This window comes from Streptomyces sp. f51, assembly GCF_037940415.1.
Classification (GTDB): domain Bacteria; phylum Actinomycetota; class Actinomycetes; order Streptomycetales; family Streptomycetaceae; genus Streptomyces.
Map to the genome: position 1 here is coordinate 2948025 of NZ_CP149798.1, position 25047 is coordinate 2973071.

Below are 25047 nucleotides of genomic sequence, written 5' to 3' on the forward strand. Positions count from 1 at the left end.
ATTCACATCCTGACTTCTTGAATAAGGCTAGTCAATAGGCGCGCGGCACCGCACGCGCTCCCGCCGGATGTTTGGCTGGGACGCATGGGCGCAGACATGGACAGGGCGGGAGACCGGACGGACGACCACAGGGCGGGCGGGGCTGCGATGCCTTCGGCACAGGACGCGGACGCGGCACGGGCGTCACGGCGCGACGACGCCGTGCGGGCCGCCGTGGAGCAGGGGCTCCTCACCGCGGACCAGCCCGTCGTCGCGCTCCTCGACGTGACGGGCATCCGGGCCTCGGCCGCCGCGCTGCACACCGCCTTCGCCGCCGTGACCGCTCCCGGCACTCCGGTGCTGCACGCCTTCGCGGTGAAGGCGACACCCCTGGTGCCCGTGCTGCGCCTGCTGCGCGAGCAGGGCGTCGGCGCGGAGGTCGCGAGTCCCGGAGAGCTCGCGCTCGCCGCGGCGGCCGGGATCCCGCCGGAGCGGACCGTGCTCGACTCGCCCGCCAAGACGCCCGCCGAGCTGCGCGAGGCGCTGGCACGGGGCGTCGCGGTCAACGCGGACAGCCGGCAGGAGCTGGACCGCATCGACGCCCTCGTCCGCGCGGCCGCCTCCGCCTCCCCGGTCGGAATCCGGGTGAACCCGCAGGTCGGCGGGGGTTCGATCGGGGCACTGTCGACGGCGACGGCCACCTCCAAGTTCGGGGTCGCGCTGCGCGACGAGGGAGCCCGCGCCTGGATCGTGCGGGCGTACGCCGACCGCCCCTGGCTGACCCGGCTGCATGTGCACTCGGGCTCGCAGGGCATGCCGCTCCCGCTGATGGCACAGGGCGTGGCGGAGACGTACACGCTGGCGGAGGAGATCAACCGGCACGTCGGGCGACGGCAGGTCGACACCGTCGACATCGGCGGGGGGCTGCCGGTCGACTTCGGCTCCGACGCCACGTCACCGACGTACGCGCGGTACGCGCGACTGCTCGCGGAGACGGCACCCGGACTGTTCGACGGGCGGTACGGGCTGGTCACCGAGTTCGGGCGGTCGCTCCTGGCCAAGCACGGGACGGTGCTGGCGCGGGTCGAGTACACGAAGTCCGCCGGGGGCCGGGCGGTCGCGGTCACCCACGCCGGGGTCCAGGTGGCGACCCGCACGGTGTACGCGCCGGGGTCGTGGCCGCTGCGGATCGCCGCGTACGACGCCAAGGGCCGGCCCAAGCAGGGGCCGGACGTCGTCCAGGACGTCGCGGGCCCGGCCTGCTTCGCGGGCGACCTGCTCGCCGAGGCCCGTTCGCTGCCGCTGCTCGAACAGGGCGACCACGTGGCCGCGCTGGACACCGGCGCGTACTACTTCGCCCACCACTACGCCTACAACTCCCTTGCCCGCCCCGGCGTCTACGGCTTCGCCCCCGCCGGGGACACCACGCGCTTCGCGGTCGTGCGAAAGCCCCAGACCCTGCCCGAGATCGTCACCGAGTCAGGCGGCCCCCACACCGACTCCCTCACCACGCTGTAGCAAGAGTCCAGCCCGAACCCAGGCCCTCCGGCCGCCCGAGACCCGCCAACCGAGACCCGCGGGAAGACTCAGCCCTCCGGCTGCCCGAGAGTCGCAGGAAGATCCAGGCCCTCCGGCCAACCGACGGCCACGGGAAGACTCAGCCCCTCCGGCGTTTGAGGAGCGGGGTCCGGGGCGGAGCCCCGCGCACGGGACGACCGGAGACAGAGGAACGAATCCACGGGGGCGGCACCGGGACCGACCGGTCCCCTCCAGGGCGCACACGAACCGCGTGCGCCCACCCGCACTCACGTACGCCCCCACCACCCCGCCCCAGGGCAGCACAAATCGCCCCCGACAGGTTTGCGCCCGCCGGAGAATGTGGTCAGTCGACCCACCTTAGTCATCACGGGCATTTTCCACAGGAAAATGCCGGATCACTCCCTTCCCGTGCACACAGTGCGTAACTTCGGCGTCACTCGGCCGAACCCTTTGGCGGGAGGGAGACACGGTGCCCGGTATCGACGAGTGCCTGCTGGAGGCCATGACACTGCCCGGGGCCCGGGGCGCCTCGGTGGTCGACTGGACCAGCGGCCTGGCTCTGGGCACGGTCGGCGACGCTCCGGGCGACGACCACGAGACGACCGCGGCGGAGGCAGCCGAACTGGCCCGGCTCGCCGCGGAGAACCGCTCGTTCGCCCCCAAGGGCGGCTCCGACTGGTCCGAGTGGTCCGACCAGGAGACCCCGATCGAAGACCTGATCATCAGCAACCGCGACAGCTACCACGTCCTGCGGTTCGTGCGGACCGCCTTCGACAGCAGCGTCTTCCTGCATCTGTGGCTGGCCCGTTCGGACGGCAACCTCGCCCTGGCCCGCATCCGGCTGGGCGAGATGGCCGGACGGCTGGTGCTCGTATGACCACCGTCAGGACACCTCCCCCTCCCCGGCTCCCGATACGGGACCCGGCACCGGGCGCCGCCGGCGGCGCCTCACCGATGCTCAGCCGCCTCGCCGACGAGCGGGCCACCGGCGTCCTCATCCGCGAGCGCGGCACCCTCTATCTCGCCGACGGGGAGGTGGTGCACGCCGAGAGCCCCGCCACACCCGGGCTCGACGTGCTGTTCTCCGTCCACGGCGTACTGGCCCCCGAGGTGTGGCGGGAGGCGGTCGCCACCGCCGGGGCGCGCCGCCGGGTGGGCCGGTTCCTGATCGACAGCGGGCGCATCGCGGAGGGCGCGCTGGAACTGTGCCACCTCGGCTCCCTGTACGACGCCGCCTACTTCGTCCTCGGGCCGAGCAGCACCCCGAGCCGCTTCCGGTACGGGGCCGCGCACTGGTTCGGTCCGCTCCGGCCCGTCCCGGTCGCCGCGCTGGAGCGCGAGACGGTGCGCCGACGGGAACTCCTGCACCGGATCTGGCCCGACCCGGCGACCGACACCGCGCCGCTGCGGCGCGCCCCGCTCGCCGCGGGGCCGAGCGTGCCGGCGCGTCAGGAGGCCGTCCTCGACCGGGTGGACGGCGTCCGCACCGCGGCCGAGGTGTCCCTCGCCCTGGGACGGCCCGCCTTCCACACGCTCGTCGACCTGCGCCGGCTCGCCGCCGCCGGACTGGTGACGGCCGCGCCCGAACCGCAGCCGCTTCCCCCGCCCAGCGTGCTCACCCAGACCTCCACCGATCCCGACGTCGCGCTGCTGCGACGCCTCAGAGACGCGCTGGAGGCCTTGTGAGTCCCAACCCCGCGGGAGGCCTTGTGATCCGCGCGCTACGACAGCGTGCCGAGAGGAGACTGCTGATGGCGGCGGAGGCCGAAGTCCTGGACGAACTCCATCGGCTGAGGGCCCGGGTGCCCCAGCTGACCGGAGCGCTCGCGGCCAGCGCCGACGGTCTCGTCCTCGCCCACGACACACCCGGCGTCGAGCCGGACGGCCTGGCCGCGCTGACCGCGGCCGCTCTGGGGGTCGCCATCCGCATGGCCGAGTCCACCGGCCACGGCGACCTGCGCGAGCTGCTGGTGCGCGGAGTCCACGGCTACGTCGCGACGTACGCGGCGGGCGGCTCCGCCGTGCTGACGCTGCTCGCCCAGGACCGGGTCAACGTCGGCCGGCTGCACCTGGAGGGGCGGCGCTCCGGCACCCGGATCGGTGAACTCGTCGACGCCGCCACGGCCCGGGGCGAGCCGGCCCCCGCCGAACCCGCCAAGCCCTCCGCGAAGACCCCGCTGCGCACGCGCACCCCACGCGGCACCACGCCGCGTACCACGTCCACCCCTGCCACCAACCACCCGAGAACATCAGAGAGCTGAAGGAGCACCCCATCATGACGAACACCGAGACCGCCCTCAAAGAGGCCCTGGCGTCCATCGAGGGCGCGACCGGCGCCGCCCTCGTCGACTACACCAGCGGCATGGCGCTGGGCACCATCGGTGGCAGCAAGAGCTTCGACCTCACGGTCGCGGCCGCCGGCAACACCGACGTCGTCCGCGCCAAACTGCGCACGATGGAACACCTGGGCCTGAAGGGCGACATCGAGGACATCCTGATCACTCTGTCCGACCAGTACCACCTGATCCGGCTGATGAAGGGCCGCGGCGGGAACGGTCTGTTCCTGTACCTGGTCCTCGACCAGAAGCGGGCCAACCTGGCGATGGCCAGGCACCAGCTCAAGCGGATCGAGAACGATCTCGAGGTCTAGTACCCACCAGGCGAAGCCCGTTCGGGTCAGTGACGCCGCGCCCCACCGGGCGCGGCGTCACCCGCGGCCACCCCGGTGGCCCGTACGGCTCGGACCGGCTTGCCCACGGGGGCACCGGCGCGCGGGCCGAGCCAGTCGACGCGCACCCAGATCAGGGCCTGCTCGGCACGCTCCAGACGCCCGAGCCGACCGGCCTTCAACCACAGTCCGACACCCGCGCCGGCGAGCAGCATGCCGCCCGCCGCGGGCACGGCGAGCGAGGCGGCCAGCGCGCCGGCGAAGGCGAGCAGCGGCCACCAGCGGTGACCCCGGCGCCAGTTGCGCACGGTCACGGCACGGTCCTGGAGCACATCGTGCTTGCCCGCGCGGGCGGCGGAGCGGACCAGGGCGTCGTACCGCTTGCGGCGCCAGGACGCCACCACGGCCGCCGTGACGAGAAACAGCACGGCCCCCGCCATGACGCCGATCCTGCGTCCGGTCAGTCCGGGGAGCACCACTCCGATCCCGGCGGCCGTCACCCCGCACCACCACAGCGGCGCGGCTCCCGCCCGCACCACGACGGCCACCCGGGCCAGTCCCTGTCCTCCGCGCGCCACGATCCGCCTCCCGACTCAGCGCCTGCACGTCCACGGGCGCGCCGACGACGGCCGTCACGCCCGTATGCCTTGGGCGGGCAGGCTAGCCACGGAACGTGAGACGCGTCTGAGAAACACCCGAACCGGCGCCCGGGCCCCAGGTCGCGACAACGCCGTCTACTCCACGAAGAGTCCGCGGACGGCGGCCCGCGCGTCGAACTGCTCCAGCCGCGCCTGAGCGTCCGGCAGGTCGTCGCACATGGCCTCCAGCAGAACGCGGCCCAGCAGCATCGGCGCGCAGGCCGTGTCGAAGGCGAGGCCGGTGCCGACGGCGGCGGGGAGCAGCAGGTCGGACACCTTCGCCACCGGCGCGAAGGCGGAGTCCGCGACCGTGACGACGGTCAGTCCGGCCTCCTTCGCGTGGCCGAGGGCGTCGAGAACCTCGCGCGGGTGCCGGGGCAGGGCGAAGCACAGCAGGGCCGTGGCCCCGGCCCGGACGGCGGCGTCGATGCGGTCCTGGAGCATGGTGCCGCCCTCGTGCAGCAGCCGGACGTCGGGGTGCACCTTGGCGGCGAAGTAGGCGAAGCCGTAGGCCTGGGACGCGGCGGCGCGCAGTCCGAGGACGGGCAGCGGGCGCGAGGCCGCGAGCAGACGCCCCGCCCTCGCGACCGGGCGCGGATCGGCGAGCACGGCGGCGAGATGGCGCAGGTTCTCGATCTCGGCCTCGACGGCCTGCTGGTACTCGTTGTACGAGGCGGTGTCGGTGGCCGGTTCGCTGGGAGCGACCTCCCGCAGATGCCTGCGCAGCGCCGGGTAGCCGTCGAAGCCGAGCGCGACGGCGAAGCGGGTGACGGAGGGCTGGCTGACTCCGGCGAGTTCGGCGAGTTCGACACTGGACAGGAACGGCACGTCGGCGGCGCTGCGCACCATGCTGTGGGCGATGCGCCGCTGGGTCGGGGTGAGCCTGCGTCCTTCGAAGAGGGCCTGGAGCCGTCCGGCGGGGCTGTCGCCCGCACCCGTGTCGCTCTCCGCGCCGCCGTCCCGCATCGCGCTGCCGTCCGGCATCGTTCCGCCGTCCCGCATCGCGCTGCCCTCCGGCATCGTTCCGCCGTCCCCCGTCGTCCCGCCGACCGTCATCGCCCCGCCGTTCCCGTTCACGCCGCCTCCGGCCCTGTCACTGCCCGTGCTCATGACGTGGTCCCCCTCCAGATGTCCGTGAACCGGTCGAGCAGCGCGGCGGCCGCCGCCACATCGTCCGTGAGCGGCCGGTCGGCCTGCTCCGCGTCGAGCACCGCCTCGGCCAGTTCCAGTGCCCGCGCGGCCGGCAGCCCCTGGTCGGGCCGCAGGTCGCGCTGGCGCAGCGCCCGCACCGCGGCGACCAGTTCGCAGCCGACGACGAGACGGTACGCACCACACGCGCGCAGCGTCTGGCGTGCGGCGAGCGAGGCGAAGCTCGCCTGTTCCTCGACGCCCCGGGAGAGTACAGCGTGGCCGAGCGAGGCGGGCGCGGAGAAGGCCCGCAGGTCACCGAGCGCGGCCCCGGCGGCGTACTCCAGGATCATCACGCCGGAGGCCGCGGGTTCGTGGTCGGCGAGGAAGGGGCGCAGCCGGGTGTAGGCGGGTTCGTTGAGGGTGGAGAGGCGGGAGGTCGACAGGCGCGCCACCTGGGTGACGGCGAGTCTGAAGTGGTCGAGGGCCAGGGCGAGTTGGGCTTGGTAGAAGCCGCCGTGGTGGTAGGCGGCCATGTCCTCGGGGCAGATGAGGGGGTTCTCCGCGGCGGCGTTGATCTCCACCGCGAGGACCGCCTCCAGGGCGTCGGCCGCGTCGTGCGCGGGGCCGTGGATCTGCGGCAGGCAGCGGAAGCCGTACGGGTCCTGGATCCGTCCGAGCGGTGGTGTGGGCCGGTCGGCGGCGCCGGTCAACTCCCGCATCCGGCGGGCCACTTCGACGGAGCCCCGGTGCGGGCGGGCGGCGTGCACGGGCGCGGCGTAGGCCTCGTGGGACCCGTCGACCGCCAGCAGCGACAGGGCCGCGACGACCTGGGTGGCGCCGATCAGTCCGCGCAGCTCGTGCAGCGCGAGGGCGGACTGCCCGAGGGTGAGCGCGTTGCTGCTGATGAGGGCGAGGGCGTCGTTGTTGTCGAGCGCGAGCGGCTCGGGGGTGCTGGTGGGCGAGCCGTCCCGGCCCCGCCACGGGTGTTCGCCGGCGAGGGCCAGGCCCAGCTGGGCCAGCGCGGCGATGTCCCCGGTCCCGACCGAGCCGAACTCGTTGACGGCCGGGTGCGCGCCGCTCTCCAGCGCCGCGCACAGCGCGGTCACGACGGTGGGCCGCAGCCCCGCGCCGCCCGCGAGGAGCTGGTTGGCGCGCACGGCGAGCATCGCCCGGATCTGCCGGGCGGGCAGTTCCGCGCCGATGGCACCGGCGTGGCTGCGCAGCAGGCGCAGTCCGTGGTCGGCCGCGGCCTCGGTCGGCACGTCCTCGTTCCGGTTGGCGCCGACGCCGGTGGAGCGGCCGTAGACGCGCCCGGTGGCGGCGATCCGCCGGGCGGCGCACCAGGACTCCTCGGCCCGCTTCATCGCGTCCGTGCCGGGTACGGGCCGCGCGGTCCCGTCCGCGAGCCGGACGATGTCGTCGGCGCCGGTGCTCCGGCCGTCCAGGACCACGAGCGCGACGGGCACCGGAGGCGTCACCGCGCTCGGCGTGTCCACGATCCCGGACGACATGACGTACACCCTTCTATTCAGCTACCGAGAACTCTGCATGACGATATGCAGGCCCGGCAAGGGGCGCCTTCCGGGGGTTCGGCCCAGTCCCGATCGGGGGGCTATCCCCAGTGCCAGGCGCGCCCCGGCTGCCTAACGTGATGGGCATGACCGGTATGAACGCCCGCCATGACGACGCGGAGCTGAAGAAGGAACTCGACGCCACCCTGCACGCGCGCAGGGAACTCGGCGAGGAGTACGAGTCCGCGCTGGTCGACTCCTTCCTCGAGAAGGTCGAGCAGCGCCTCGACGGGGCCGTCGACCGCCGGGTGCGGCGCCGGCTCGCCGAACAGCAGATGGTGGTGGCGCGCGGCGCGCGTTCCCCGCAGTCGGCCGACTCCTGGGGCGAGCGGTTCGGCTTCGGGATCGTCTCGCTGGTCCTCGCGGTCCCGCTGTCCGCGATCGGGGTGGCGAACGCGCATCTGCCGGGCCTGCTGGTGGCCTGGGCCGGCATCGTCGGGGTGAACGTGGTCCAGGCGGCCCGCCTGTCCCCCGGTTTCTTCGGCCGCCGCGCGTCCCGGCAGGAGTCGGACTGGGAGGAGTAGGGGCCCGGGCCGCATACGAAAGGGCCCCGGCGCTCGGGACGAGCGCCGGGGCCTTCGACGTTATGCGCGGGGACCGCCGCACCCCCGGTGAAGGGGGGCGGGACGACGGCGGTCCCCGCGAGGGACGCGAGCCGGGTCAGGACCGGGCTGTGCGTCCGTGGCGTCCATGGAGGTCCGGGAGCCGCTCCGGAGGTCCTTGGCGCCGTCTGCGCCGGCCTGGGCGGGGAGCCGCTCCCGCCCTGCCGACACCCACCAATGTGCCGGACCCGTGTTAAGCGGGTGCTGCGCGGACGTGACGCGCTCGTACCACTTCCGCGAAGTTCGCCCCGGCCGAAGCCGGAAGATCCACACGGATCCGGCACTTCGTACGGAAATCCTGCGCGGGGTGCGCCGGACCCGGACTCCGGACCGGCGCACCGGACCCGGGCGTCAGGCCCTGATGCCGCCCTTGGCCAGGAAGGACAGCAGGTCCTGCCTGCTGACGACCCCGGTGGGCTTGCCCTCGACGAGCACGATCGCCGCGTCGGCCCCGCCGAGCACGGACATCAGGTCGGCGACCGGCTCGCCGGAACCGACCTGCGGCAGCGGCGCGGACATGTGCTTCTCCAGCGGGTCGTCCAGGGAGGCCCGCTGGGTGAACAGCGCGTCCAGGAGCTCGCGCTCCACGACCGACCCGATGACCTCTGCGGCCATCACGTCCGGGTGACCGGCGCCCGGCTTGACGATCGGCATCTGCGAGACGCCGTACTCGCGCAGCACCTCGATGGCCTCGCCGACGGTCTCCTCCGGGTGCATGTGCACCAGCGAGGGGATCGAGGCGCCCGCCTTGTCGTTCAGGACGTCGGCGACACGGGCGCTCGGGCCCGTGTCCTCCAGGAAGCCGTAGTCGGCCATCCACTCGTCGTTGAAGATCTTGCTGAGGTAGCCGCGGCCGCTGTCGGGGAGCAGCACGACCACGACGTCGTCGGGGCCGAGGCGCTCGGCGACGCGCAGGGCGGCGACGACGGCCATGCCGCAGGAGCCGCCGACGAGCAGGCCCTCCTCCTTGGCCAGGCGGCGCGTCATCTGGAAGGAGTCCTTGTCGGACACCGCGACGATCTCGTCCGCGACCGTACGGTCGTAGGCGGTCGGCCAGAAGTCCTCACCGACGCCCTCGACGAGGTAGGGCCGGCCGGAGCCGCCGGAGTACACGGAGCCCTCGGGGTCGGCGCCGATGACCTGCACCCTGCCGTCGCTGGCGTCCTTCAGGTACCGGCCGGTGCCGGAGATCGTGCCGCCCGTGCCCACACCCGCGACGAAGTGCGTGATCCTCCCCTCGGTCTGCTCCCACAGCTCGGGGCCGGTGGAGTGATAGTGCGAGAGGGGGTTGTTCGGGTTGGAGTACTGGTCGGGCTTCCAGGCCCCCGGGGTGTCACGGACCAGCCGGTCGGAGACGTTGTAGTACGAGTCCGGGTGCTCCGGGTCGACCGCGGTGGGGCAGACCACGACCTCGGCCCCGTACGCGCGCATGACGTTGATCTTGTCGGTGGAGACCTTGTCGGGGCACACGAAGATGCACTTGTACCCCTTCTGCTGCGCCACGATGGCGAGCCCGACACCGGTGTTCCCACTGGTCGGCTCGACGATCGTGCCGCCGGGCTTGAGCGCGCCGCTCTCCTCCGCGGCCTCGATCATGCGCAGGGCGATGCGGTCCTTCACGGATCCGCCGGGGTTGAAGTATTCGACCTTCGCCAGGACGGTCGCCTGGATGCCCGCGGTCACGTTGTTGAGCCTCAACAGCGGGGTGTTGCCGACGAGGCTGATCATCGAGTCGTGGAATTGCACCGTTGTCTCCGGAGCTGCGTTTTCAACAGGAATGGTCTTGTCAGCCTACGGCCCTGAGCAGCCGTTCACCCGCGGTTGAGATTGGCCCACCCGCACTTCGGGGCAAGCAGTGGTTGTACGGCTACAGGAGGTGGCGGCGAGGAATGTCGAGCATGTCGAGGGCGAGGGTGGCCCGGCGGATCGCCGCGGGCGCGGCGTACGGCGGGGGCGGCGTCGGGCTGGTGGGTGCGGCGGCGGTCGGTCTGGTGCTGGCCGAGGTGCAGTTCGTGAAGCGGCATGTGAACAACGGACACGCTCCCTACGCTCCGCGCGCGGACGGCCTGTACGGGTACGACTACACCGGCGTCCCGGCCGGGGAACCCCCGCTGCGGCTGACGATGCTCGGCGACTCGACGGCCGCGGGCCAAGGGGTACGCCGGGCCCGCCAGACGCCGGGCGCACTGCTGTCCTCCGGGCTCGCGGCGGTGGCCGAGCGGCCGGTGGAGCTGTGCAACGTGGCGCTGCCCGGCGCCCAGTCGGACGACCTGGACCGGCAGGTCGCGCTCGCCCTCACGGACACCTCACGGCTGCCCGACGTCTGCGTGATCATGATCGGCGCGAACGACGTGACGCACCGGATGCCGCCGACGCGCTCCGTACGCCATCTGTCCGCGGCGGTACGACGGCTGCGCACGGCCGGTGCGGAGGTGGTCGTCGGCACGTGTCCCGACCTGGGGACCGTCGAGCAGGTCCAGCAGCCGCTGCGCTGGCTGGCGCGGCGCGCGTCCCGGCAGCTGGCCGCCGCCCAGACGATCGGGACGGTCGAGCAGGGGGGCCGGACGGTGTCGCTCGGCGACCTGCTGGGGCCCGAGTTCGCGGCGAACCCGCGTGAGCTGTTCGGTCCCGACCACTACCACCCCTCGGCCGAGGGGTACGCGACCGCGGCCATGGCGATCCTGCCCACCGTCTGCGCGGCGCTGGGGCTCTGGCCGGCCGACGAGGAGCGGCCGGACGTCTCGCGCAACGAGGGGTTCCTGCCGGTCGCGCGGGCGGCGGCGGAGGCCGCGTCCGAGCCCGGCACCGAGGTCGCCGCCGCGATGCCCACCGGTCCCCGCGGACCCTGGGCCCTCCTCAAACGCCGCCGCCGCCAACGCCTCCCGGCAACCGACCCGACCCCGACCCCGTCCCCCTGACCCCGGCCGCGGACCCGCGGCGCCTGCCCGGGGCGGGTGGGCCGTACCCGCCTGCGGGCACGCGATGGCTGATCGCGCAGTTCCCCGCGCCCCTGACCCCGTTCCCCCTGCCCGGCGTCTGAGGAGCGCGGCCCGGATTTTCAGCCCCTCCGGCGATTGAGGAGCGGGGTCCGGGGCAGAGCCCCGAGAGGGGTCGCTCCGCGAAAGGCGCCCTCGCCAGGAAAAAGCAAGCGCTTAGAAAAGTGCGTCCGGTGTCACACCCCCGCACCGGTGACCTCGACGGTACGTACGGGTAACTTCCCAAGCAGCCCTGCACACTTCCCGTACGCCAATGGAGCCGTGATGCCCGAAGCCGTGATCGTCTCAGCCGCCCGCTCCCCGATCGGCCGCGCCTTCAAGGGCTCTCTGAAGGACGTGCGCCCCGACGACCTGACCGCCACGATCATCCAGGCCGCCCTCGCCAAGGTCCCCGAGCTCGACCCGAAGCTCATCGACGACCTGATGCTCGGCTGCGGCCTCCCCGGCGGCGAGCAGGGCCACAACCTCGGCCGCATCGTGGCCGTGCAGATGGGAATGGACCACCTCCCGGGCTGCACCATCACCCGCTACTGTTCCTCCTCGCTCCAGACCTCCCGCATGGCCCTGCACGCCATCAAGGCCGGCGAGGGCGACGTCTTCATCTCGGCGGGCGTCGAGATGGTCTCGCGGTCCGTCAAGGGCACCTCCGACGGAATGCCGGACACCCACAACCCCCTCTTCGCCGACGCCGAGGCCCGCACGGTCGAGGTCGCGCAGTCGGAGGGCTCGACCTGGCACGACCCGCGCGAGGACAGCCGGATCCCGGACGCGTACATCGGGATGGGCCAGACCGCCGAGAACCTGGCCCGCCTCAAGGGCGTCACCCGCCAGGACATGGACGAGTTCGGCGTCCGCTCGCAGAACCTCGCCGAGGAAGCCATCAAGAACGGCTTCTGGGAGCGCGAGATCACCCCGATCACGACCCCGGACGGAACGGTCGTCAGCAAGGACGACGGCCCGCGCGCCGGCGTGACGCTGGAGGCCGTCCAGGGCCTCAAGCCGGTCTTCCGCCCCGACGGTCTGGTCACCGCGGGCAACTGCTGCCCGCTCAACGACGGCGCCGCCGCCCTCGTGATCATGTCCGACACGAAGGCCCGCGAGCTCGGCCTGACCCCGCTCGCCCGCATCGTCTCGACCGGCGTCACCGGCCTCTCCCCCGAGATCATGGGCCTCGGCCCGGTGGAGGCCAGCAAGCAGGCGCTCAGCCGCGCCGGCCTCACCGTCGACGACATCGACCTGTTCGAGATCAACGAGGCCTTCGCCGCCCAGGTGATCCCGAGCGCCCGCGACCTGAACATCCCGCTGGACAAGCTGAACGTGAACGGCGGCGCCATCGCCATCGGCCACCCCTTCGGCATGACCGGCGCCCGCATCACCGGCACGCTCATCAACAGCCTCCAGTTCCACGACAAGCAGTTCGGCCTGGAGACCATGTGCGTCGGCGGCGGCCAGGGCATGGCAATGGTCATCGAGCGCCTCAGCTGACCACGACGACCCGTTCCCGTGACGGGTTTTGAACCCAGCGTGAACGAATCGGCCCAGAAGCCCGGAACCATCGGGCCTCTGGGCCGATTTGTGATCCAATCCCTTCCAAGATGTGACCTATGTCCCCTCGGAAGGGTATTTCCGCAGGTCAGATGCGTGCAGGGTTAAACCTGGGGCACAAAGTCCTGTCCTGTTCGTGACGTTACGCACTGACAGTTTGATGGTTCGCCCTTCAAGCTGATGTAGGAAGTCGGGGGCCGACTTTGAACCGGGAGTACGTCAGTGAGCGCCATGCCGATTGCTCTGCTGCTCACCACCGCCGCGAGCGCGGCCGTGGGCGTCGCCGTTCTGCGCACCCTGAGAGGTGTGCGTCGGCAGGTCGCAGCCCTGCACAGTGAACTCGTCGCGACCCGTGCCGGGGCGGCGCGGGCTCTCGTGCCCGCGGCGCGCGGAAGCGCCGACGCGGACGAGATACGTACAGCCGTGGCCGAGGCACTGGCCGACGAGCGGGAGCGGGAGCTCGCCGAGGCGCGGGCCTTCTGGGCCGCCCAGGAGGCGCGTGACGCCTCCGACGCTCCCTCGCTGCTCGGGCTGCCCGACAGCGAGCTGTTCCTGCCGCGCCACTCCGACTTCGCGGGCCTCGATCACCTGGAGCCGGTGGCCGAGACCGGCACGGACCTGGAGGAGTTCCTCCAGACCGGTACCGCCGGGGACTCCCCCGAACTCGCCGCGGCCCGCCGCCGTCACCCCTCGCATCCGGACTTCGTTCCGGTCCAGTCACCCGTGGTCAACGACCACGAACGCACGGTGGCCCGCCTGGAGGAGCTCGCCGAGTCCCGTACGGAACTGGCGGACGTCCGTCCCGGCCCGCTCGGCACCCTCGACGTCTACGTCTTCGCCGACGGCACGACGCTGTGCATGACGCCCGGCCACCGCGAGACCGCGCAGCGGCTCGCCGCCGCCCTGACGGCCGGCCAGGCCCCGTTCCTGCTCGGCGGTTCCGGCGTCTCGGGCGCCTACGCCCTGACCTTCGCCTTCGGCGAGGAGAACGTCTACATCCTGGCGGACCGCGTCATAGCGTCCCTGTAGCGTCCGCCCCGCGGGGCGGACCGCACGGCCCATCGCGCCGGAGTCGACCGAGAGGTCAGACCCCGGCGCGTTTCTGTGCCTCGGCCACGAGCGTGACCGCTTCGGCCAGTTCCTCCTCGTTCTTCAGTACGAGGGCCAAGTCGTGCGCGGCGACCGTGATTTGGTCGGCGGCGGCGAACATCCCGGCGTCCGGCATCTCCCGGGGCTCCCCCGACGGGTCCTCGACCCGCTGGGCGCGCACGGCGAACTCCCTGGCCAGCCCCAGCGCCTCGGCCGCGGCGCTGCGTTGCAGGCGGCTCTGCGGTGCGGCCCGCAACCGGTCGGCGAAATGGTCCACGGCTCGGGTCAACGGCGTCGTATCCAGCACGCCGCGAGACTACGCGCAGCGGCGGGACTGTTGCCAACAACCCAACCCTCAGGCACGGTGGCGTGAAGGACCGGCTTACATCCCCTTTGCGTTCGGAGGCGCCGATGTCCCAAGTCTTCTCCGAGGAGACCCATCGCAACCTGCTCGCCCGCATCCCCCATTGCACCGGTCGTGAGATCTCCGACTGGCTTCGCACCGTCGACGAAGGCCCCGCGCTCTTCCGCTTCGAGGAGAAGGTCAGCTGGCTCCGCGCCGAGCACGACCTCGCGTACGGCCACGCCAAAGCGATCATCCACGAGTACGACCTGAGGAGGGCCGCGCGCAAGCTGCTGTGAGCGCGCACCACCGAGACGACAGGCATCCGACGACACGCACGTCACGGACGGCACCCATGACGAAGGGCCCGCGAACTGGTGGTTCGCGGGCCCTTCCCTCAGCTCACCCGGCGGCCTGTCGGGCCGCCGGCGGCGATCAGTCCCTGCCGCTGAAGATGGCGACCAGCCGCAGCATCTCGAGGTAGATCCACACGAGCGTCACGGTCAGGCCGAACGCGGCCAGCCACGCCTCTTCCTTCGGTGCGCCGTAGGCGATGCCGTCCTCGATCTGCTTGAAGTCGAGGGTCAGGAAGAACGCGCCGATCAGGATGGCCAGGATGCCGACGATCGCGCCGAGCGGGCCGCTGCTGCGCAGTCCGCCGTCCGGGGCGACACCGAAGACCACCAGCAGCAGGTTCACCGCCATGACGGCGATGAAGGCGATGGCGATGGTCATGCCGATGCGCGCGTACCGCGCGGTCACCCGGATCCAGCCCGCCTTGTAGACGAGCAGGGTGGCACCGGTGACCGCCATGGTGCCGAGGACGGCCTGGAAGGGCGCGCCGTGCCACTGCGAGTTGTACATCTCGCTGACGACACCGAGGAAGACGCCTTCGAAGGCGGCGTACCCGATGATCAGCGCGGGCGAGGCGGTGCGCTTGAAGGACTGCACCATCGCGAGCACGAAGGCGACCAGCGCGGAGCCGATGGCCAGGCCGTAGCTCGTGGCGGAGACCGGCAGCAGCGCCCAGGCCAGGACGGCGCCCACGACGACGGTGCCGAGCGTCATGGCCGAGCGCACGACGACGTCGTCCATCGTCATGCGGCCGGTGGTGACCGGGGCCTGCGGCGGAGCGCCGTACTGAAGGTCCTGCTGTGCGTACGGGTTCTGCGCGTAGGGGTTGCCGCCCTGCTGGGCGTACGGGTTCCCCTGTGTGCCGACAGCGGGTCCCCCGGCCTGCGGCGCCGCGTTGAAGCCCGCGTAGCCGTTGTCGCGGCTGAACCCCCGTCGCGAGAAGACCGGGTTACTGCTCCTCATTTCACTCCTCCATGGCCACCGTGCGTGGCCTTGGCGTCAAGGGTAATGGGTAGGCAAAGGAATGACCCTAGTGCTTGAGGAGGATCTTTCCCTCGTTGTGCCACCGTACGCGTGTGCCCCCTGCTATGCGCGCACTGGTACGAAGCCGTGACACCCCTCTTCACGGCGGCGGCCCGGCCGCGCTCGCACGGGCACCGCCGACGGGCGGGCGCGGTGTTCACGCAGCGTCACGCCGGGGTGCGCGAGAGGGCGGCGGGGAGAGGGAACGGGAGCGGCCGGGACCGGGGCCGACGGGTGGCGCGGAGAGGGTGAGGGGCGACCGGAGATGCAGCCGGCGGGCCACGCCCGGAGAGTTCCGACTGTGGCCCGCGTCCTGCGTCGCAGGGACGGGAAGTGCCCGGAACCGGACTTGAACCGGTACGCCCGCGAGGGGCAGCGAGGTTTAAGCTCGCCGTGTCTGCATTCCACCATCCGGGCAGACCATGGGCTCCGCATCGAGGTTCCGAGCCTATCGGGACGCGTCACCCGAACAGCGGGCGTGCGTACCGATGTTGTCTTATTTTATTGGCGTCTGAGGGTGCATCAGCACGCTGCACAGGCCGTCAGCACTTGCCACCAGCCTCCCGGACGCGCCGGGCCCCCGTACGCGGATTGACGGAATTTCACCGTCCGAGCGCGAGCGCGACGAGCCGCGGACCAGGTACCGGCCGTGCTTCCAGGAGCAAGGCGTCCGGACGCGCGCCCTCCGTGCCCCGGCGGCGCCCTTCCCCGGAGACGTCCGCCCGCCCCCACGACGTCCCGCCCCCGGACGCCCCGACGCCCCCACCGCAGCCGGCCCGGTCCGTCCCCGGCGGGATGCGCGGCGGATTCCGCTTCCACCCGCCCGGCGCCCGACCCGGACGGCTCTCGGGGCACTCCGTCATCCCCAGGTATGACACCGCCGCTCCCGGTCCGACCCGAGACTGCCCCCGGAACCGGAACAGCGGGTGACTACATCCCGTGGATCGGCACGGACGATGGAACACGTCCCCAGCACCGTCCTCGTCCCGACAGGAGCACCCTCCCGTGACCACCACCCCCCTCGCCGGCACAAGCACCGCGGTCGCAGCCCGCGCCACGGAACTGTCCAAGGTCTACGGACAGGGCGAGACCCAGGTGGTCGCGCTCGACCGGGTCAGCGTCGACTTCCGGCAGGCCGAGTTCACCGCGATCATGGGCCCCTCGGGGTCGGGCAAGTCCACGCTGATGCACTGCGTGGCAGGGCTGGACACCTTCTCCTCGGGCTCGGTGCGCATCGGCGACACCGAGCTCGGCTCGCTGAAGGACAAGCAGCTCACCAAGCTGCGCCGGGACAAGATCGGCTTCATCTTCCAGGCGTTCAACCTGCTGCCGACGCTCACGGCCCTGGAGAACATCACCCTCCCGATGGACATAGCGGGCCGCAGGCCCGACAAGGAGTGGCTGGACACCGTCATCAAGATGATCGGCCTGGCGGACCGGCTCGGCCACCGGCCCTCGCAGCTCTCCGGCGGCCAGCAGCAGCGCGTCGCCGTCGCCCGCGCCCTCGCCTCCCGCCCCGACATCATCTTCGGCGACGAGCCGACCGGAAACCTCGACTCGCGCTCGGGCGCGGAGGTCCTCGGTTTCCTGCGCAACTCCGTACGGGAACTGGGCCAGACCGTGGTCATGGTCACGCACGACCCCGTGGCCGCCGCCTACGCGGACCGGGTCGTCTTCCTCGCCGACGGGCGGATCGTCGACGAGATCCTCGAGCCCACCGCCGACTCCGTCCTGGACCTCATGCGGAACCTTCCCGGGGGAAACCCCCGGACCGCCGAATTCGACGGCAAGAACCGCACGAGCTGACGCGGGCCGGGCCCTCCCGACGCTCCCCCACTCCTCTCCTCGTACACCTGGACTGAGAAGACCCATGTTCCGTACCGCCTTGCGCAACGTGTTCGCGCACAAGGCCAGGCTCCTGATGACCGTGCTCGCCGTCCTGCTCGGCGTCGCCTTCGTCTCGGGGACCCTGGTCTTCACCAACACCATCTCGGACGCCTACCAGAAGAGCTCCGCCAAGGGCTTCGACCAGGTCGACGTCGCCGTCCGCCCCGAGAGCGCGGCCGACACGGGCGACACCGTCGGCCGGACGCACAAGCTGACGCGGCCCCTGCTCGACAAGGCGGCCGGGGTCCCGGGAGCCGCCTCCGCGATCGGTGTCGTCAACGGCTTCACCGCCATCGCCGACAAGGACGGCAAGCTCATCGGCGGCGGCTTCCAGTCGCAGGGCGGCAACTACTGGGGCGACAAGGACCCCCGCTATCCGCTGACGGCCGGACACGCGCCGCACGGCGCCGGCGAGATCGCGATCGACGCCGAGACCGCGAGGCGGGCCGGGTACGAGGTCGGCGACACCGTGCGCCTGTCCGTGGACGGTCCCGTCCTCGAACCCGTCGTGGCCGGCGTCTTCAGCACCGACGACGGCAACGTCGCCGCGGGCGGCAGCCTCGCCCTCTTCGACACCCCGACCGCGCAGCGCCTGTTCCACTCGGCCGGCTCCTACGACGAGATCGACGTGAAGGCCGCGCCGGGCACCAGCCAGAACGCGCTGCGCGCCGCGATCGACGCCGTCGTGCCCAAGGGCACCGCCTCCACGATCACCGGCAAGCAGCTCGCCGACGACCAGGCCGAGCAGATCTCCACCGCGATGAGCGGCATGAAGACGGCCCTGCTGGTCTTCGCCGGGATCGCCCTGTTCGTCGGCACGTTCATCATCGCCAACACCTTCACCATGCTCGTCGCCCAGCGCACCAAGGAGCTGGCCCTGCTGCGCGCCGTCGGCGCCTCCCGCCGCCAGGTCACCCGCTCGGTGCTGATCGAGGCGTTCGTGGTCGGCGCGGTCGCTGCCGTCGGCGGACTCGCCGCGGGCATCGGCATCGGTGCCGCGATGCGCTCCCTGATGGGCACCCTCGGCGCGACCGTGCCGGACGGCCCGCTGGTCGTCTCGCCCGGAACCGTCGGCACGGCCCTGCTCGTGGGCGTCCTCGTCACGATGCTGGCCGCGTGGCTGCCGGGCCGCCGCGCCGCGAAGATCCCGCCGGTCGCCGCGATGAGCAGCGTCCACGCGAAGGCGACGACGAAGTCCCTGGTCCTGCGGAACTCGATCGGCGCGCTGCTCTCCGCCGCAGGCATCGCCGTGGTCCTCTACGCCACGACCATGAACGGCTCGGACGGCCAGGCCCCGATGGGTCTCGGCGCGGTGCTACTCATCATCGGCGTCTTCGTCCTGACCCCGCTGCTGTCGCGTCCGCTGATCGCCGCGGCGGCCCCCGTGCTGCGGGTCTTCGGGATCTCCGGCAAGCTGGCCCGGCAGAACTCGGTGCGCAATCCGCGCCGTACGGCCGCCACCGCCTCGGCGCTGATGATCGGGCTCACGCTGATCACCGGCATGACGGTGATGGCGGGCAGCCTCCAGAGGTCGATCGACAAGATGGCCGGCTCGGCGATCCGGGCGGACTACGTCGTGTCGATGGCGAACGGCAACTCCCTCTCCCCCGACGTCGAGAAGAAGCTCGCCTCGGTCGACGGGGTCACCGACCTCAGCCCGCTGCGCAACGCGCCCTCCCGCATCGACCGGCAGACGGAGTTCCTGACCGGGGTCAACGGCTCGGCCATCGGGAAGCTCACCGACCTCGACGTCACCGAAGGCGCCTTCACGGTCGGCGGCACCCGGGTCGTGGTCGACTCGGACACGGCCACGTCCCACGGCTGGAAGGCCGGTTCGGACTTCCGGGTCTCCTACGAGGACGGCGCGAAGCAGAGTCTGACCGTCGCCGGGGTGTACAAGGCCAACGAGATGATCCGGGGCATCATGCTCGACAACTCGACGCTCGCCCCGCACCAGCGGGACGCCTCCGACATGCAGGTCATGGTGAAGACGTCGGGCGGCGCCTCGGACGCGGCCAAGGACCGGCTGGCGAAGGCCCTCGGCGACAACCCGGCCGTCAAGATCCAGGACAAGCAGGACATCTCCGACGACATCGCGCAGATGTTCACGCTGATGCTGAACATGCTCTACGGCCTGCTCGCGATGGCCGTGATCGTCGCCGTCCTCGGGGTCGTCAACACCCTCGCGATGTCCGTCTTCGAGCGCTCGCAGGAGATCGGGATGCTCCGCGCGATCGGCCTGGACCGCAAGGGCATCAAGCGGATGGTCCGCCTGGAGTCCCTGGTCATCTCGCTGTTCGGCGGCGTCCTCGGCATCGGTCTCGGCGTGTTCTTCGGCTGGGCGGCCGGTGAGCTGCTGGGCAGCAGGATGCCGACGTACGAACTCGTCCTGCCCTGGGGGCGGATGGCGCTCTTCCTGCTGCTCGCGGCCACGGTCGGTGTCCTCGCGGCGCTCTGGCCGGCCCGCCGGGCGGCCCGTCTGAACATGCTGACGGCGATCAAGTCCGAGTGACAGGACGCGTCCGGCCCGGCCGCTGCGGCGGACCGGCCGGGAGGCCGAGGGGGTCCCGTTCCGTCCGGAGCGGGACCCCCTCCGCCTGCGGCTTCGCGGGCCTCAGTTCCAGGTTCTCGCCCGCAGCGGCATCCCGGACGCGCCGGTCGCGCCCGGAGTCTTCACCGCCAGGATCTGGTTGACGCCGATCTCGTTGGCCTCGAAGGCGACCGCGCTGGCCGCCATGTACAGACGCCAGACGCGGGCCCGGCCTGCCCCGGTGAGCCGGACGGCGCGCGACCATCCCGCCTCCAGATTGGCGACCCAGCGGCGCAGGGTGAGTCCGTAGTGCTCCCGCAGGGCCTCGACGTCCCGCACCTCGAACCCGGCCCGTTCGAGCTGCGTCACGGTCGTCCCGACGGGCGCCAGTTCACCGTCGGGGAAGACATAGGCGTCGATGAACTCGTTGACGGAGTACGAGGATTCGTCGCGCTCGGGACGCCGCGCGATCTGGTGGTTGAGCAGCCGCCCGCCGGGGGCCAGGAGGCTGCCCAGCACCTCGGCGTACTCCAGGTAGCGCTCGGCACCGACGTGTTCGGCCATGCCGATGGAGGAGATCGCGTCGTAGGGCCCGTCGGTGACGTCCCGGTAGTCCTGCACCCGGATCTCCACCCGGTCCGTCAGCCCCTCGTCGGCGACCCGCTTGCGGGCGAACGCGGCCTGTTCCTGCGACAGCGTCACCCCGACCACGTTCGCGCCGTGGTCGCGGGCGGCGTGCACGGCCATCGAGCCCCAGCCGCAGCCGACGTCCAGGAGCCGCTGACCGGGCTTCAGATCCAGCTTCCGGCAGACGAGTTCGAGCTTGGCGCGCTGGGCCTCCTCCAGGGTGGAGCCGTCCTCCCAGTAGGCGCACGAGTAGACCATGGACGGGCCGAGGACGATCTCGTAGAAGTCGTTGCCGACGTCGTAGTGGTGGCTGATGGCCCGTCGGTCGGTGCGCCTGGTGTGCAGGTGGCGGCGGCGGCGCACCTCCTCCGCGGGCGGGGCGGGCGGCAGCGGCGGCCCCGCCATCCTCACCAGCCCGCGCACCGCCGCGCGCACCTCGGGGTCGCGCAGCGCCGCGCCGAGCCCGCGCGCGTCCGGTCCGCGTTCCCAGACGAGCCCGGACAGCAGGGCCAGGGCGGTGTACAGGTCGCCCTCGACCGTCAGGTCGCCGGACACCCAGGCGCGGGCGAGTCCGAGGTCGCCGGGTTTCCACAGGAGCCGGCGCAGGGCGCGCCGGTTGCGGACGACGAGCGCCGGAGCCGAGGGAGGGCCCGCTTCCGAACCGTCCCAGGCGCGGACGCGCAACGGGAGCGGGGCTCCCAGCAATTGTTCGACAAGTCTTCTGAGCCGCGGCGCGGCGTCCTGCATGGCGTACACCTCCGAGACAGCACTCCCGAACGCTCCGACACCCGGTAAACATCTACCCGCTCAGCGCGCAGTCCCGCTTCCGCGACACAGATTCGCAAAATGTGTGTACGCACCACGCGGTGAACGGCGGGGCAGGGGCCGGCGGGCCGTGCGGGCCGCGGGTCCGGGCGCCGCGGGGCGGGGAACGCCGAAGGGGCCGCCCGCACCACGGATGGCGGGCGGCCCCTTCGGGGCGTTCGGTGACGGAGGGTCAGGAGGCCTTGGCCTTCTCCTCGGTCTTCACGGCCGCCGCGGGGGCGGCCGGGGCCGGCTTGGCGGCCTCGTAGAACTCCTCGCGCGGAGTCTCCATGGCGCCCAGGGAGACGACCTCGCGCTTGAGGAACATCGCGAGCGTCCAGTCCGCGAAGACGCGGATCTTGCGGTTCCAGGTCGGCATGGCCAGACCGTGGTAGCCACGGTGCATGTACCAGGCGAGACGGCCCTTGAGCTTGATCTTCATCTTGCCCATGACGATCATCGCGACGCCCTTGTGCAGACCGAGACCGGCCACGGCGCCCTTGTTGGCGTGCGCGTACTCCTTCTGCGGGAAGCCCCGCATGCCGGAGATCACGTTGTCGCCGAGGATCTTGGCCTGACGCAGCGCGTGCTGCGCGTTCGGCGGGCACCAGGCGTTCTCGACGCCGGCCTTGCGGGCGGCGACGTCCGGGACCTGGGCGTTGTCGCCCGCGGCCCAGATGTAGTCCGTGCCCTGCACCTGGAGGGTGGTCTGGGTGTCCACGTGGCCGCGCGGGCCGAGGGGCAGACCGAAGCGGGAGAGAACGGGGTTCGGCTTGACGCCGGCCGTCCAGACGATCGTGTTGGAGTCGACCTCGAGGCCGTTCTTCAGCACCACGTGGCCGTCGACGCAGGAGTCCATCGAGGTGGAGAGGTAGATCTCCACACCGCGGCTCTCCAGGTGCTCCTTGCCGTACTGGCCCAGCTTGGGGCCGACCTCGGGAAGGATCTTGTCCGCGGCGTCGACGAGGATGAAGCGCATGTCCTCGCGGGACACGCTGCTGTAGTACTTGGCCGCGTCGCGGGCCATGTCCTCGACTTCACCGATCGTCTCGGCGCCGGCGAAGCCGCCACCCACGAAGACGAAGGTCAGCGCCTTGCGGCGGACGTCCTCGTCCGTGGTGGAGTCGGCCTTGTCGAGCTGCTCGAGGACGTGGTTGCGCAGGCCGATGGCCTCCTCGATGCCCTTCATGCCGATGCCCTGCTCGGCGAGGCCGGGGATCGGGAAGGTGCGGGAGACCGCGCCCATCGCGATGACGAGGTAGTCGAAAGGCAGCTCGTACGCCTCGCCCACGAGGGGGGCGACCGTGGCGACCTTGCGGTCCTGGTCGATGGTGGTGACCCGGCCGGTGAGGACCTCCGCCTTGGGAAGTACACGCCGCAGCGGGACGACGACGTGCCGCGGCGAGATGCTGCCGGCGGCGGCTTCGGGGAGGAAGGGCTGGTAGGTCATGTACGACCGGGGGTCGACGACCGTGACGGTCGCCTCTCCGTAGCGCATCTGCTTGAGGATGCGCCGAGCTGCGTACAGGCCTACGTACCCACCGCCTACTACGAGGATCCTGGGACGCTCCGTGGTGCTCATGCCATCGAGTATCCACCTGCTTCAGGGGGGTCGCTCGTGCGCCCCTTCACAAGCTCGGGCAGGGGCTCTGCTACACTCCGCGGCCCCCACGATCGGGGCCATGGCAGCCCGGGTGGACCACCGTACGGTTCGTACCGTTGTCAACACCGTGTGAGCTGCGGCCCAACCCGTTCGGCCGAGCGGACCGCACCTGTGTTTCACCGCCCCGAAACGCGGCCGCAACGCTTCACGGATCATGCTGCCGGACCGCCCGAGCCCCGGGAAAGGGTCCAAGTGGCCCCTTCGTCGCCCAGCAGGGCCTTTTTCCTTGTGAAGAACTTCACGAACTTTCTCGGCGGGACCCCGTCGGAGGGGTTCCAGGACCCCCTCGGACACGCTCATACGCTATCCGTTCCGCTCAGCCGAGGCTACTGATCGGTAGCAAAGGAGACCCGTGCCACGCCTGCGCGGCGTCGCCGGACGAGCGCGTCAGAGGCTCTGTGCGGCCACCGGGGACACGAACGGCCCCGGCCGCCCGGGAAGGGGAGCCGGGGCCGTCGCACGCCCGTTGCGGGTTCGTCGGCGTGTGCCGGTCAGTCGCCCCGCCGGCCCGCCTCGGCCTCCTCGGCCGCCTTGAACGCGATGCCGTCGAGGATGTCGTGCTCACTGACCACGACCTCCTCCGCGCCGGTCCGCTCCATGATCGAGAGCAGGACGAGCGCGCCGGCCCCGATCACGTCCACCCGGCCCGGGTGCATCGAACCGATCGCCGCGCGCTCGGCGTGGGTGGAGCGCAGCAGCCACTCCGTGATCTCGCGGACGCGCGCGAGGGAGACCCGGGAGTGGTGGATCCGCTCCGAGTCGTACGCGTCCAGGCCCAGCGCGATCGCCGCGATCGTGGTGACGGAGCCGGCCAGCCCCACCAGGGTGCGCGCCTCGCGCAGCGGGACCGTCTCCTCGGCGAGGTCGAGGGCGGCCTCGATGTCGGCGCGCATGGCCGCGACCTGCTCCGCGGTGGGCGGGTCGCTGACGACTCCGTCGTGGACGAGGTGGCGTTCGGTCATCCGTACGCAGCCGACGTCCACGGAGCGCGCGGCGCGCACGTGGTCGTCGCCGACGACGAACTCGGTCGAGCCGCCGCCGATGTCCACCACGAGGTAGGGCAGGGCCAGGTCGTCGCGTCCCGTCAGCTCCCTGGTCGCGCCGGTGAAGGAGAACTCCGCCTCCTGGTCGCCGGTGACGACCTCGGGCTCGACACCGAGGATGTCGAGGACGCCCCGCACGAACTCGTCCCGGTTCTCGGCGTCCCGGGAGGCGGAGGTGGCCACGAAGCGCAGCCGCTCGGCGCCGTGCTCCTTGATGACGTCGGCGTAGGCGCGGCAGGCGGCGAAGGTGCGCTCCAGCGCCTCGGGGGCGAGCCTCCCGGTGCGGTCGACGCCCTGGCCCAGCCGCACGATCGTCATGCGCCGGTCCAGGTCGGCGAGTTCGCCCGTGCTCGGGTCCACGTCGGCCACCAGCAGGCGGATGGAGTTCGTACCGCAGTCGACGGCGGCGACCCGGGTCACCGGCCGTCCTCCACGGACTCCGCGGAGCCCTCCGCCTTCGGTGTGTCGCCGGCCTGGGTGACGCAGGCGCCCTTGCGCCACCACTCGGGCAGCATCGCGATGGCCTCGTCGCCCAGCGGGTTGACGCCCGGTCCTGCGGCCAGCGAGTGGGCCACCAGGACGTGCAGGCACTTCACCCGGTCGGGCATGCCGCCCGCGCTCGGGAAGCCCTCCAGGACCTCGATGGCGTCACGGCGCGCGATGTAGTCCTCGTGCGCGGCGCGGTAGGCGGCGGCCAGCTCGGGGTCGGTGGCCAGGCGTTCGGTCATCTCCTTCATGACCCCGTTGGCCTCCAGCGTCCCGATCGCGGACGCGGCCCGGGGGCAGGTCAGGTAGTACGTGGTCGGGAACGGCGTGCCGTCGGGGAGGCGGGGCGCCGTCTCCACCACGTCCGGCTGGCCGCAGGGACAGCGGTGCACGATCGCGCGCAGCCCGCGCGGCGGGCGGCCGAGCTGCTGCTTGAAGGCCTCGACGTCGGCGTCGGTGGGCTCGGTGCGCGGGGTGGTGGGCGGTGGCGTTTCCATGCCGTGAGTCACGTGTCTTTCTGGTCAGTTCA

The 25047-nt window shown here is 71.9% G+C and carries 22 protein-coding genes and 1 tRNA gene; 12 read left to right on the forward strand and 11 right to left on the reverse strand.

All coding sequences use genetic code 11. The features are described from left to right. Window positions 1-147 precede the first annotated feature (147 nt). From WJM95_RS12875 to WJM95_RS12895, 5 genes are all read left to right on the forward strand, one after another. Complete coding sequence (locus WJM95_RS12875; protein WP_339129760.1) at window positions 148-1497, forward strand: diaminopimelate decarboxylase; 1350 nt, start codon at window positions 148-150, stop codon at window positions 1495-1497. A 490-nt stretch (window positions 1498-1987) separates the two neighbouring features. After that, entirely contained in the window at window positions 1988-2395 is a 408-nt protein-coding gene (locus WJM95_RS12880) for a hypothetical protein (RefSeq protein ID WP_037628227.1), read from the forward strand. Then, entirely contained in the window at window positions 2392-3204 is an 813-nt protein-coding gene (locus WJM95_RS12885) for a transcriptional regulator (protein WP_339129762.1), read from the forward strand. The genes WJM95_RS12880 and WJM95_RS12885 overlap by 4 nt, the downstream gene beginning before the upstream one ends. A 65-nt stretch (window positions 3205-3269) precedes the next feature. Next, window positions 3270-3779 (forward strand): roadblock/LC7 domain-containing protein, encoded by a 510-nt coding sequence (locus WJM95_RS12890; protein ID WP_339129764.1) that lies wholly within the window; start codon window positions 3270-3272, stop codon window positions 3777-3779. 14 nt (window positions 3780-3793) lie between these two features. Then, on the forward strand, window positions 3794-4168 hold the full coding sequence (locus tag WJM95_RS12895) for a hypothetical protein (RefSeq protein WP_339129766.1): 375 nt from the start codon (window positions 3794-3796) through the stop codon (window positions 4166-4168). Between the two features lie 26 nt (window positions 4169-4194). Here the strand turns inward: WJM95_RS12895 and WJM95_RS12900 are convergent, their stop codons facing one another. The 3 genes from WJM95_RS12900 to WJM95_RS12910 form a co-directional block, all read right to left on the reverse strand. Beyond that, window positions 4195-4764 carry a hypothetical protein gene (locus WJM95_RS12900; protein ID WP_339129767.1) on the reverse strand — a complete coding sequence of 190 codons (570 nt, stop codon included), beginning with the start codon at window positions 4762-4764 and terminating at the stop codon, window positions 4195-4197. 156 nt (window positions 4765-4920) lie between these two features. Then, entirely contained in the window at window positions 4921-5790 is an 870-nt protein-coding gene (locus WJM95_RS12905; RefSeq protein ID WP_339135525.1) for a MurR/RpiR family transcriptional regulator, read from the reverse strand. Window positions 5791-5930: 140 nt separating this feature from the next. Continuing rightward, window positions 5931-7466 carry an aromatic amino acid ammonia-lyase gene (locus WJM95_RS12910; protein ID WP_339129769.1) on the reverse strand — a complete coding sequence of 512 codons (1536 nt, stop codon included), beginning with the start codon at window positions 7464-7466 and terminating at the stop codon, window positions 5931-5933. 146 nt (window positions 7467-7612) lie between these two features. Between WJM95_RS12910 and WJM95_RS12915 the strand changes: the two genes are divergently transcribed. After that, window positions 7613-8050, forward strand: coding sequence for a hypothetical protein (locus WJM95_RS12915; RefSeq protein WP_339129770.1), 438 nt, complete (start codon window positions 7613-7615; stop codon window positions 8048-8050). 429 nt (window positions 8051-8479) lie between these two features. On the opposite strand, the gene WJM95_RS12920 is transcribed toward WJM95_RS12915, so the two are convergent. Beyond that, a complete protein-coding gene (locus tag WJM95_RS12920; protein ID WP_339129771.1) occupies window positions 8480-9874 on the reverse strand; it encodes a cystathionine beta-synthase in 1395 nt (464 codons plus the stop codon). Window positions 9875-10017: 143 nt separating this feature from the next. Between WJM95_RS12920 and WJM95_RS12925 the strand changes: the two genes are divergently transcribed. The 3 genes from WJM95_RS12925 to WJM95_RS12935 all read left to right on the forward strand — a co-directional run bounded on the left by WJM95_RS12925 (window position 10018) and on the right by WJM95_RS12935 (window position 13698). Then, the gene (locus tag WJM95_RS12925; protein WP_339129772.1) at window positions 10018-11046 is read left to right on the forward strand and encodes an SGNH/GDSL hydrolase family protein; all 1029 of its coding nucleotides are present in this window, start codon (window positions 10018-10020) and stop codon (window positions 11044-11046) included. A gap of 342 nt (window positions 11047-11388) precedes the next feature. Beyond that, window positions 11389-12609 carry an acetyl-CoA C-acetyltransferase gene (locus tag WJM95_RS12930; protein WP_339129773.1) on the forward strand — a complete coding sequence of 407 codons (1221 nt, stop codon included), beginning with the start codon at window positions 11389-11391 and terminating at the stop codon, window positions 12607-12609. 291 nt (window positions 12610-12900) lie between these two features. Then, the gene (locus WJM95_RS12935; RefSeq protein WP_339129774.1) at window positions 12901-13698 is read left to right on the forward strand and encodes a hypothetical protein; all 798 of its coding nucleotides are present in this window, start codon (window positions 12901-12903) and stop codon (window positions 13696-13698) included. Window positions 13699-13753: 55 nt separating this feature from the next. Here WJM95_RS12935 and WJM95_RS12940 read toward each other — a convergent pair whose 3' ends face one another. Beyond that, window positions 13754-14065 (reverse strand): hypothetical protein, encoded by a 312-nt coding sequence (locus WJM95_RS12940; RefSeq protein ID WP_339129775.1) that lies wholly within the window; start codon window positions 14063-14065, stop codon window positions 13754-13756. 104 nt (window positions 14066-14169) lie between these two features. Here WJM95_RS12940 and WJM95_RS12945 point away from each other — a divergent pair, with 104 nt between their 5' ends. Then, window positions 14170-14400 carry a DUF4287 domain-containing protein gene (locus WJM95_RS12945; RefSeq protein WP_103550712.1) on the forward strand — a complete coding sequence of 77 codons (231 nt, stop codon included), beginning with the start codon at window positions 14170-14172 and terminating at the stop codon, window positions 14398-14400. Between the two features lie 136 nt (window positions 14401-14536). Here WJM95_RS12945 and WJM95_RS12950 read toward each other — a convergent pair whose 3' ends face one another. Beyond that, entirely contained in the window at window positions 14537-15418 is an 882-nt protein-coding gene (locus tag WJM95_RS12950; protein WP_339129777.1) for a Bax inhibitor-1/YccA family protein, read from the reverse strand. Between the two features lie 394 nt (window positions 15419-15812). Then, window positions 15813-15895: transfer RNA gene (locus WJM95_RS12955), tRNA-Leu, on the reverse strand. Window positions 15896-16483: 588 nt separating this feature from the next. On the opposite strand from WJM95_RS12955, the gene WJM95_RS12960 reads away from it, so the two are divergent. Together WJM95_RS12960 and WJM95_RS12965 are read left to right on the forward strand one after the other, a co-directional pair. Next, the gene (locus WJM95_RS12960) at window positions 16484-17284 is read left to right on the forward strand and encodes an ABC transporter ATP-binding protein (RefSeq protein WP_339129778.1); all 801 of its coding nucleotides are present in this window, start codon (window positions 16484-16486) and stop codon (window positions 17282-17284) included. 64 nt (window positions 17285-17348) lie between these two features. After that, window positions 17349-19877, forward strand: coding sequence for an FtsX-like permease family protein (locus WJM95_RS12965; protein ID WP_339129779.1), 2529 nt, complete (start codon window positions 17349-17351; stop codon window positions 19875-19877). Between the two features lie 102 nt (window positions 19878-19979). Here WJM95_RS12965 and WJM95_RS12970 read toward each other — a convergent pair whose 3' ends face one another. The 4 genes from WJM95_RS12970 to WJM95_RS12985 all read right to left on the reverse strand — a co-directional run bounded on the left by WJM95_RS12970 (window position 19980) and on the right by WJM95_RS12985 (window position 25015). Further along, the gene (locus WJM95_RS12970; RefSeq protein ID WP_339129780.1) at window positions 19980-21269 is read right to left on the reverse strand and encodes a cyclopropane-fatty-acyl-phospholipid synthase family protein; all 1290 of its coding nucleotides are present in this window, start codon (window positions 21267-21269) and stop codon (window positions 19980-19982) included. Between the two features lie 250 nt (window positions 21270-21519). Continuing rightward, entirely contained in the window at window positions 21520-22908 is a 1389-nt protein-coding gene (locus WJM95_RS12975) for an NAD(P)/FAD-dependent oxidoreductase (protein WP_339129781.1), read from the reverse strand. A gap of 572 nt (window positions 22909-23480) precedes the next feature. Beyond that, complete coding sequence (locus WJM95_RS12980) at window positions 23481-24452, reverse strand: Ppx/GppA phosphatase family protein (RefSeq protein ID WP_339129782.1); 972 nt, start codon at window positions 24450-24452, stop codon at window positions 23481-23483. Next, on the reverse strand, window positions 24449-25015 hold the full coding sequence (locus tag WJM95_RS12985; RefSeq protein ID WP_339129783.1) for a DUF501 domain-containing protein: 567 nt from the start codon (window positions 25013-25015) through the stop codon (window positions 24449-24451). The genes WJM95_RS12980 and WJM95_RS12985 overlap by 4 nt, the downstream gene beginning before the upstream one ends. Window positions 25016-25047 lie beyond the last annotated feature (32 nt).

What these genes read in the sequence shown, in the direction of transcription:
- WJM95_RS12875 (WP_339129760.1), top strand. Translation starts at nt 148, where the DNA reads ATGCCTTCGGCACAGGACGCGGACGCGGCACGGGCGTCACGGCGCGAC.
- WJM95_RS12885 (WP_339129762.1), top strand. Translation starts at nt 2,392, where the DNA reads ATGACCACCGTCAGGACACCTCCCCCTCCCCGGCTCCCGATACGGGAC.
- WJM95_RS12890 (WP_339129764.1), top strand. Translation starts at nt 3,270, where the DNA reads ATGGCGGCGGAGGCCGAAGTCCTGGACGAACTCCATCGGCTGAGGGCC.
- WJM95_RS12895 (WP_339129766.1), top strand. Translation starts at nt 3,794, where the DNA reads ATGACGAACACCGAGACCGCCCTCAAAGAGGCCCTGGCGTCCATCGAG.
- WJM95_RS12905 (WP_339135525.1), bottom strand. Translation starts at nt 5,790, where the DNA reads ATGCGGGACGGCGGCGCGGAGAGCGACACGGGTGCGGGCGACAGCCCC.
- WJM95_RS12910 (WP_339129769.1), bottom strand. Translation starts at nt 7,466, where the DNA reads ATGTCGTCCGGGATCGTGGACACGCCGAGCGCGGTGACGCCTCCGGTG.
- WJM95_RS12915 (WP_339129770.1), top strand. Translation starts at nt 7,613, where the DNA reads ATGACCGGTATGAACGCCCGCCATGACGACGCGGAGCTGAAGAAGGAA.
- WJM95_RS12925 (WP_339129772.1), top strand. Translation starts at nt 10,018, where the DNA reads ATGTCGAGCATGTCGAGGGCGAGGGTGGCCCGGCGGATCGCCGCGGGC.
- WJM95_RS12930 (WP_339129773.1), top strand. Translation starts at nt 11,389, where the DNA reads ATGCCCGAAGCCGTGATCGTCTCAGCCGCCCGCTCCCCGATCGGCCGC.
- WJM95_RS12935 (WP_339129774.1), top strand. Translation starts at nt 12,901, where the DNA reads ATGCCGATTGCTCTGCTGCTCACCACCGCCGCGAGCGCGGCCGTGGGC.
- WJM95_RS12945 (WP_103550712.1), top strand. Translation starts at nt 14,170, where the DNA reads ATGTCCCAAGTCTTCTCCGAGGAGACCCATCGCAACCTGCTCGCCCGC.
- WJM95_RS12950 (WP_339129777.1), bottom strand. Translation starts at nt 15,418, where the DNA reads ATGAGGAGCAGTAACCCGGTCTTCTCGCGACGGGGGTTCAGCCGCGAC.
- WJM95_RS12965 (WP_339129779.1), top strand. Translation starts at nt 17,349, where the DNA reads ATGTTCCGTACCGCCTTGCGCAACGTGTTCGCGCACAAGGCCAGGCTC.
- WJM95_RS12970 (WP_339129780.1), bottom strand. Translation starts at nt 21,269, where the DNA reads ATGCAGGACGCCGCGCCGCGGCTCAGAAGACTTGTCGAACAATTGCTG.
- WJM95_RS12975 (WP_339129781.1), bottom strand. Translation starts at nt 22,908, where the DNA reads ATGAGCACCACGGAGCGTCCCAGGATCCTCGTAGTAGGCGGTGGGTAC.
- WJM95_RS12985 (WP_339129783.1), bottom strand. Translation starts at nt 25,015, where the DNA reads ATGGAAACGCCACCGCCCACCACCCCGCGCACCGAGCCCACCGACGCC.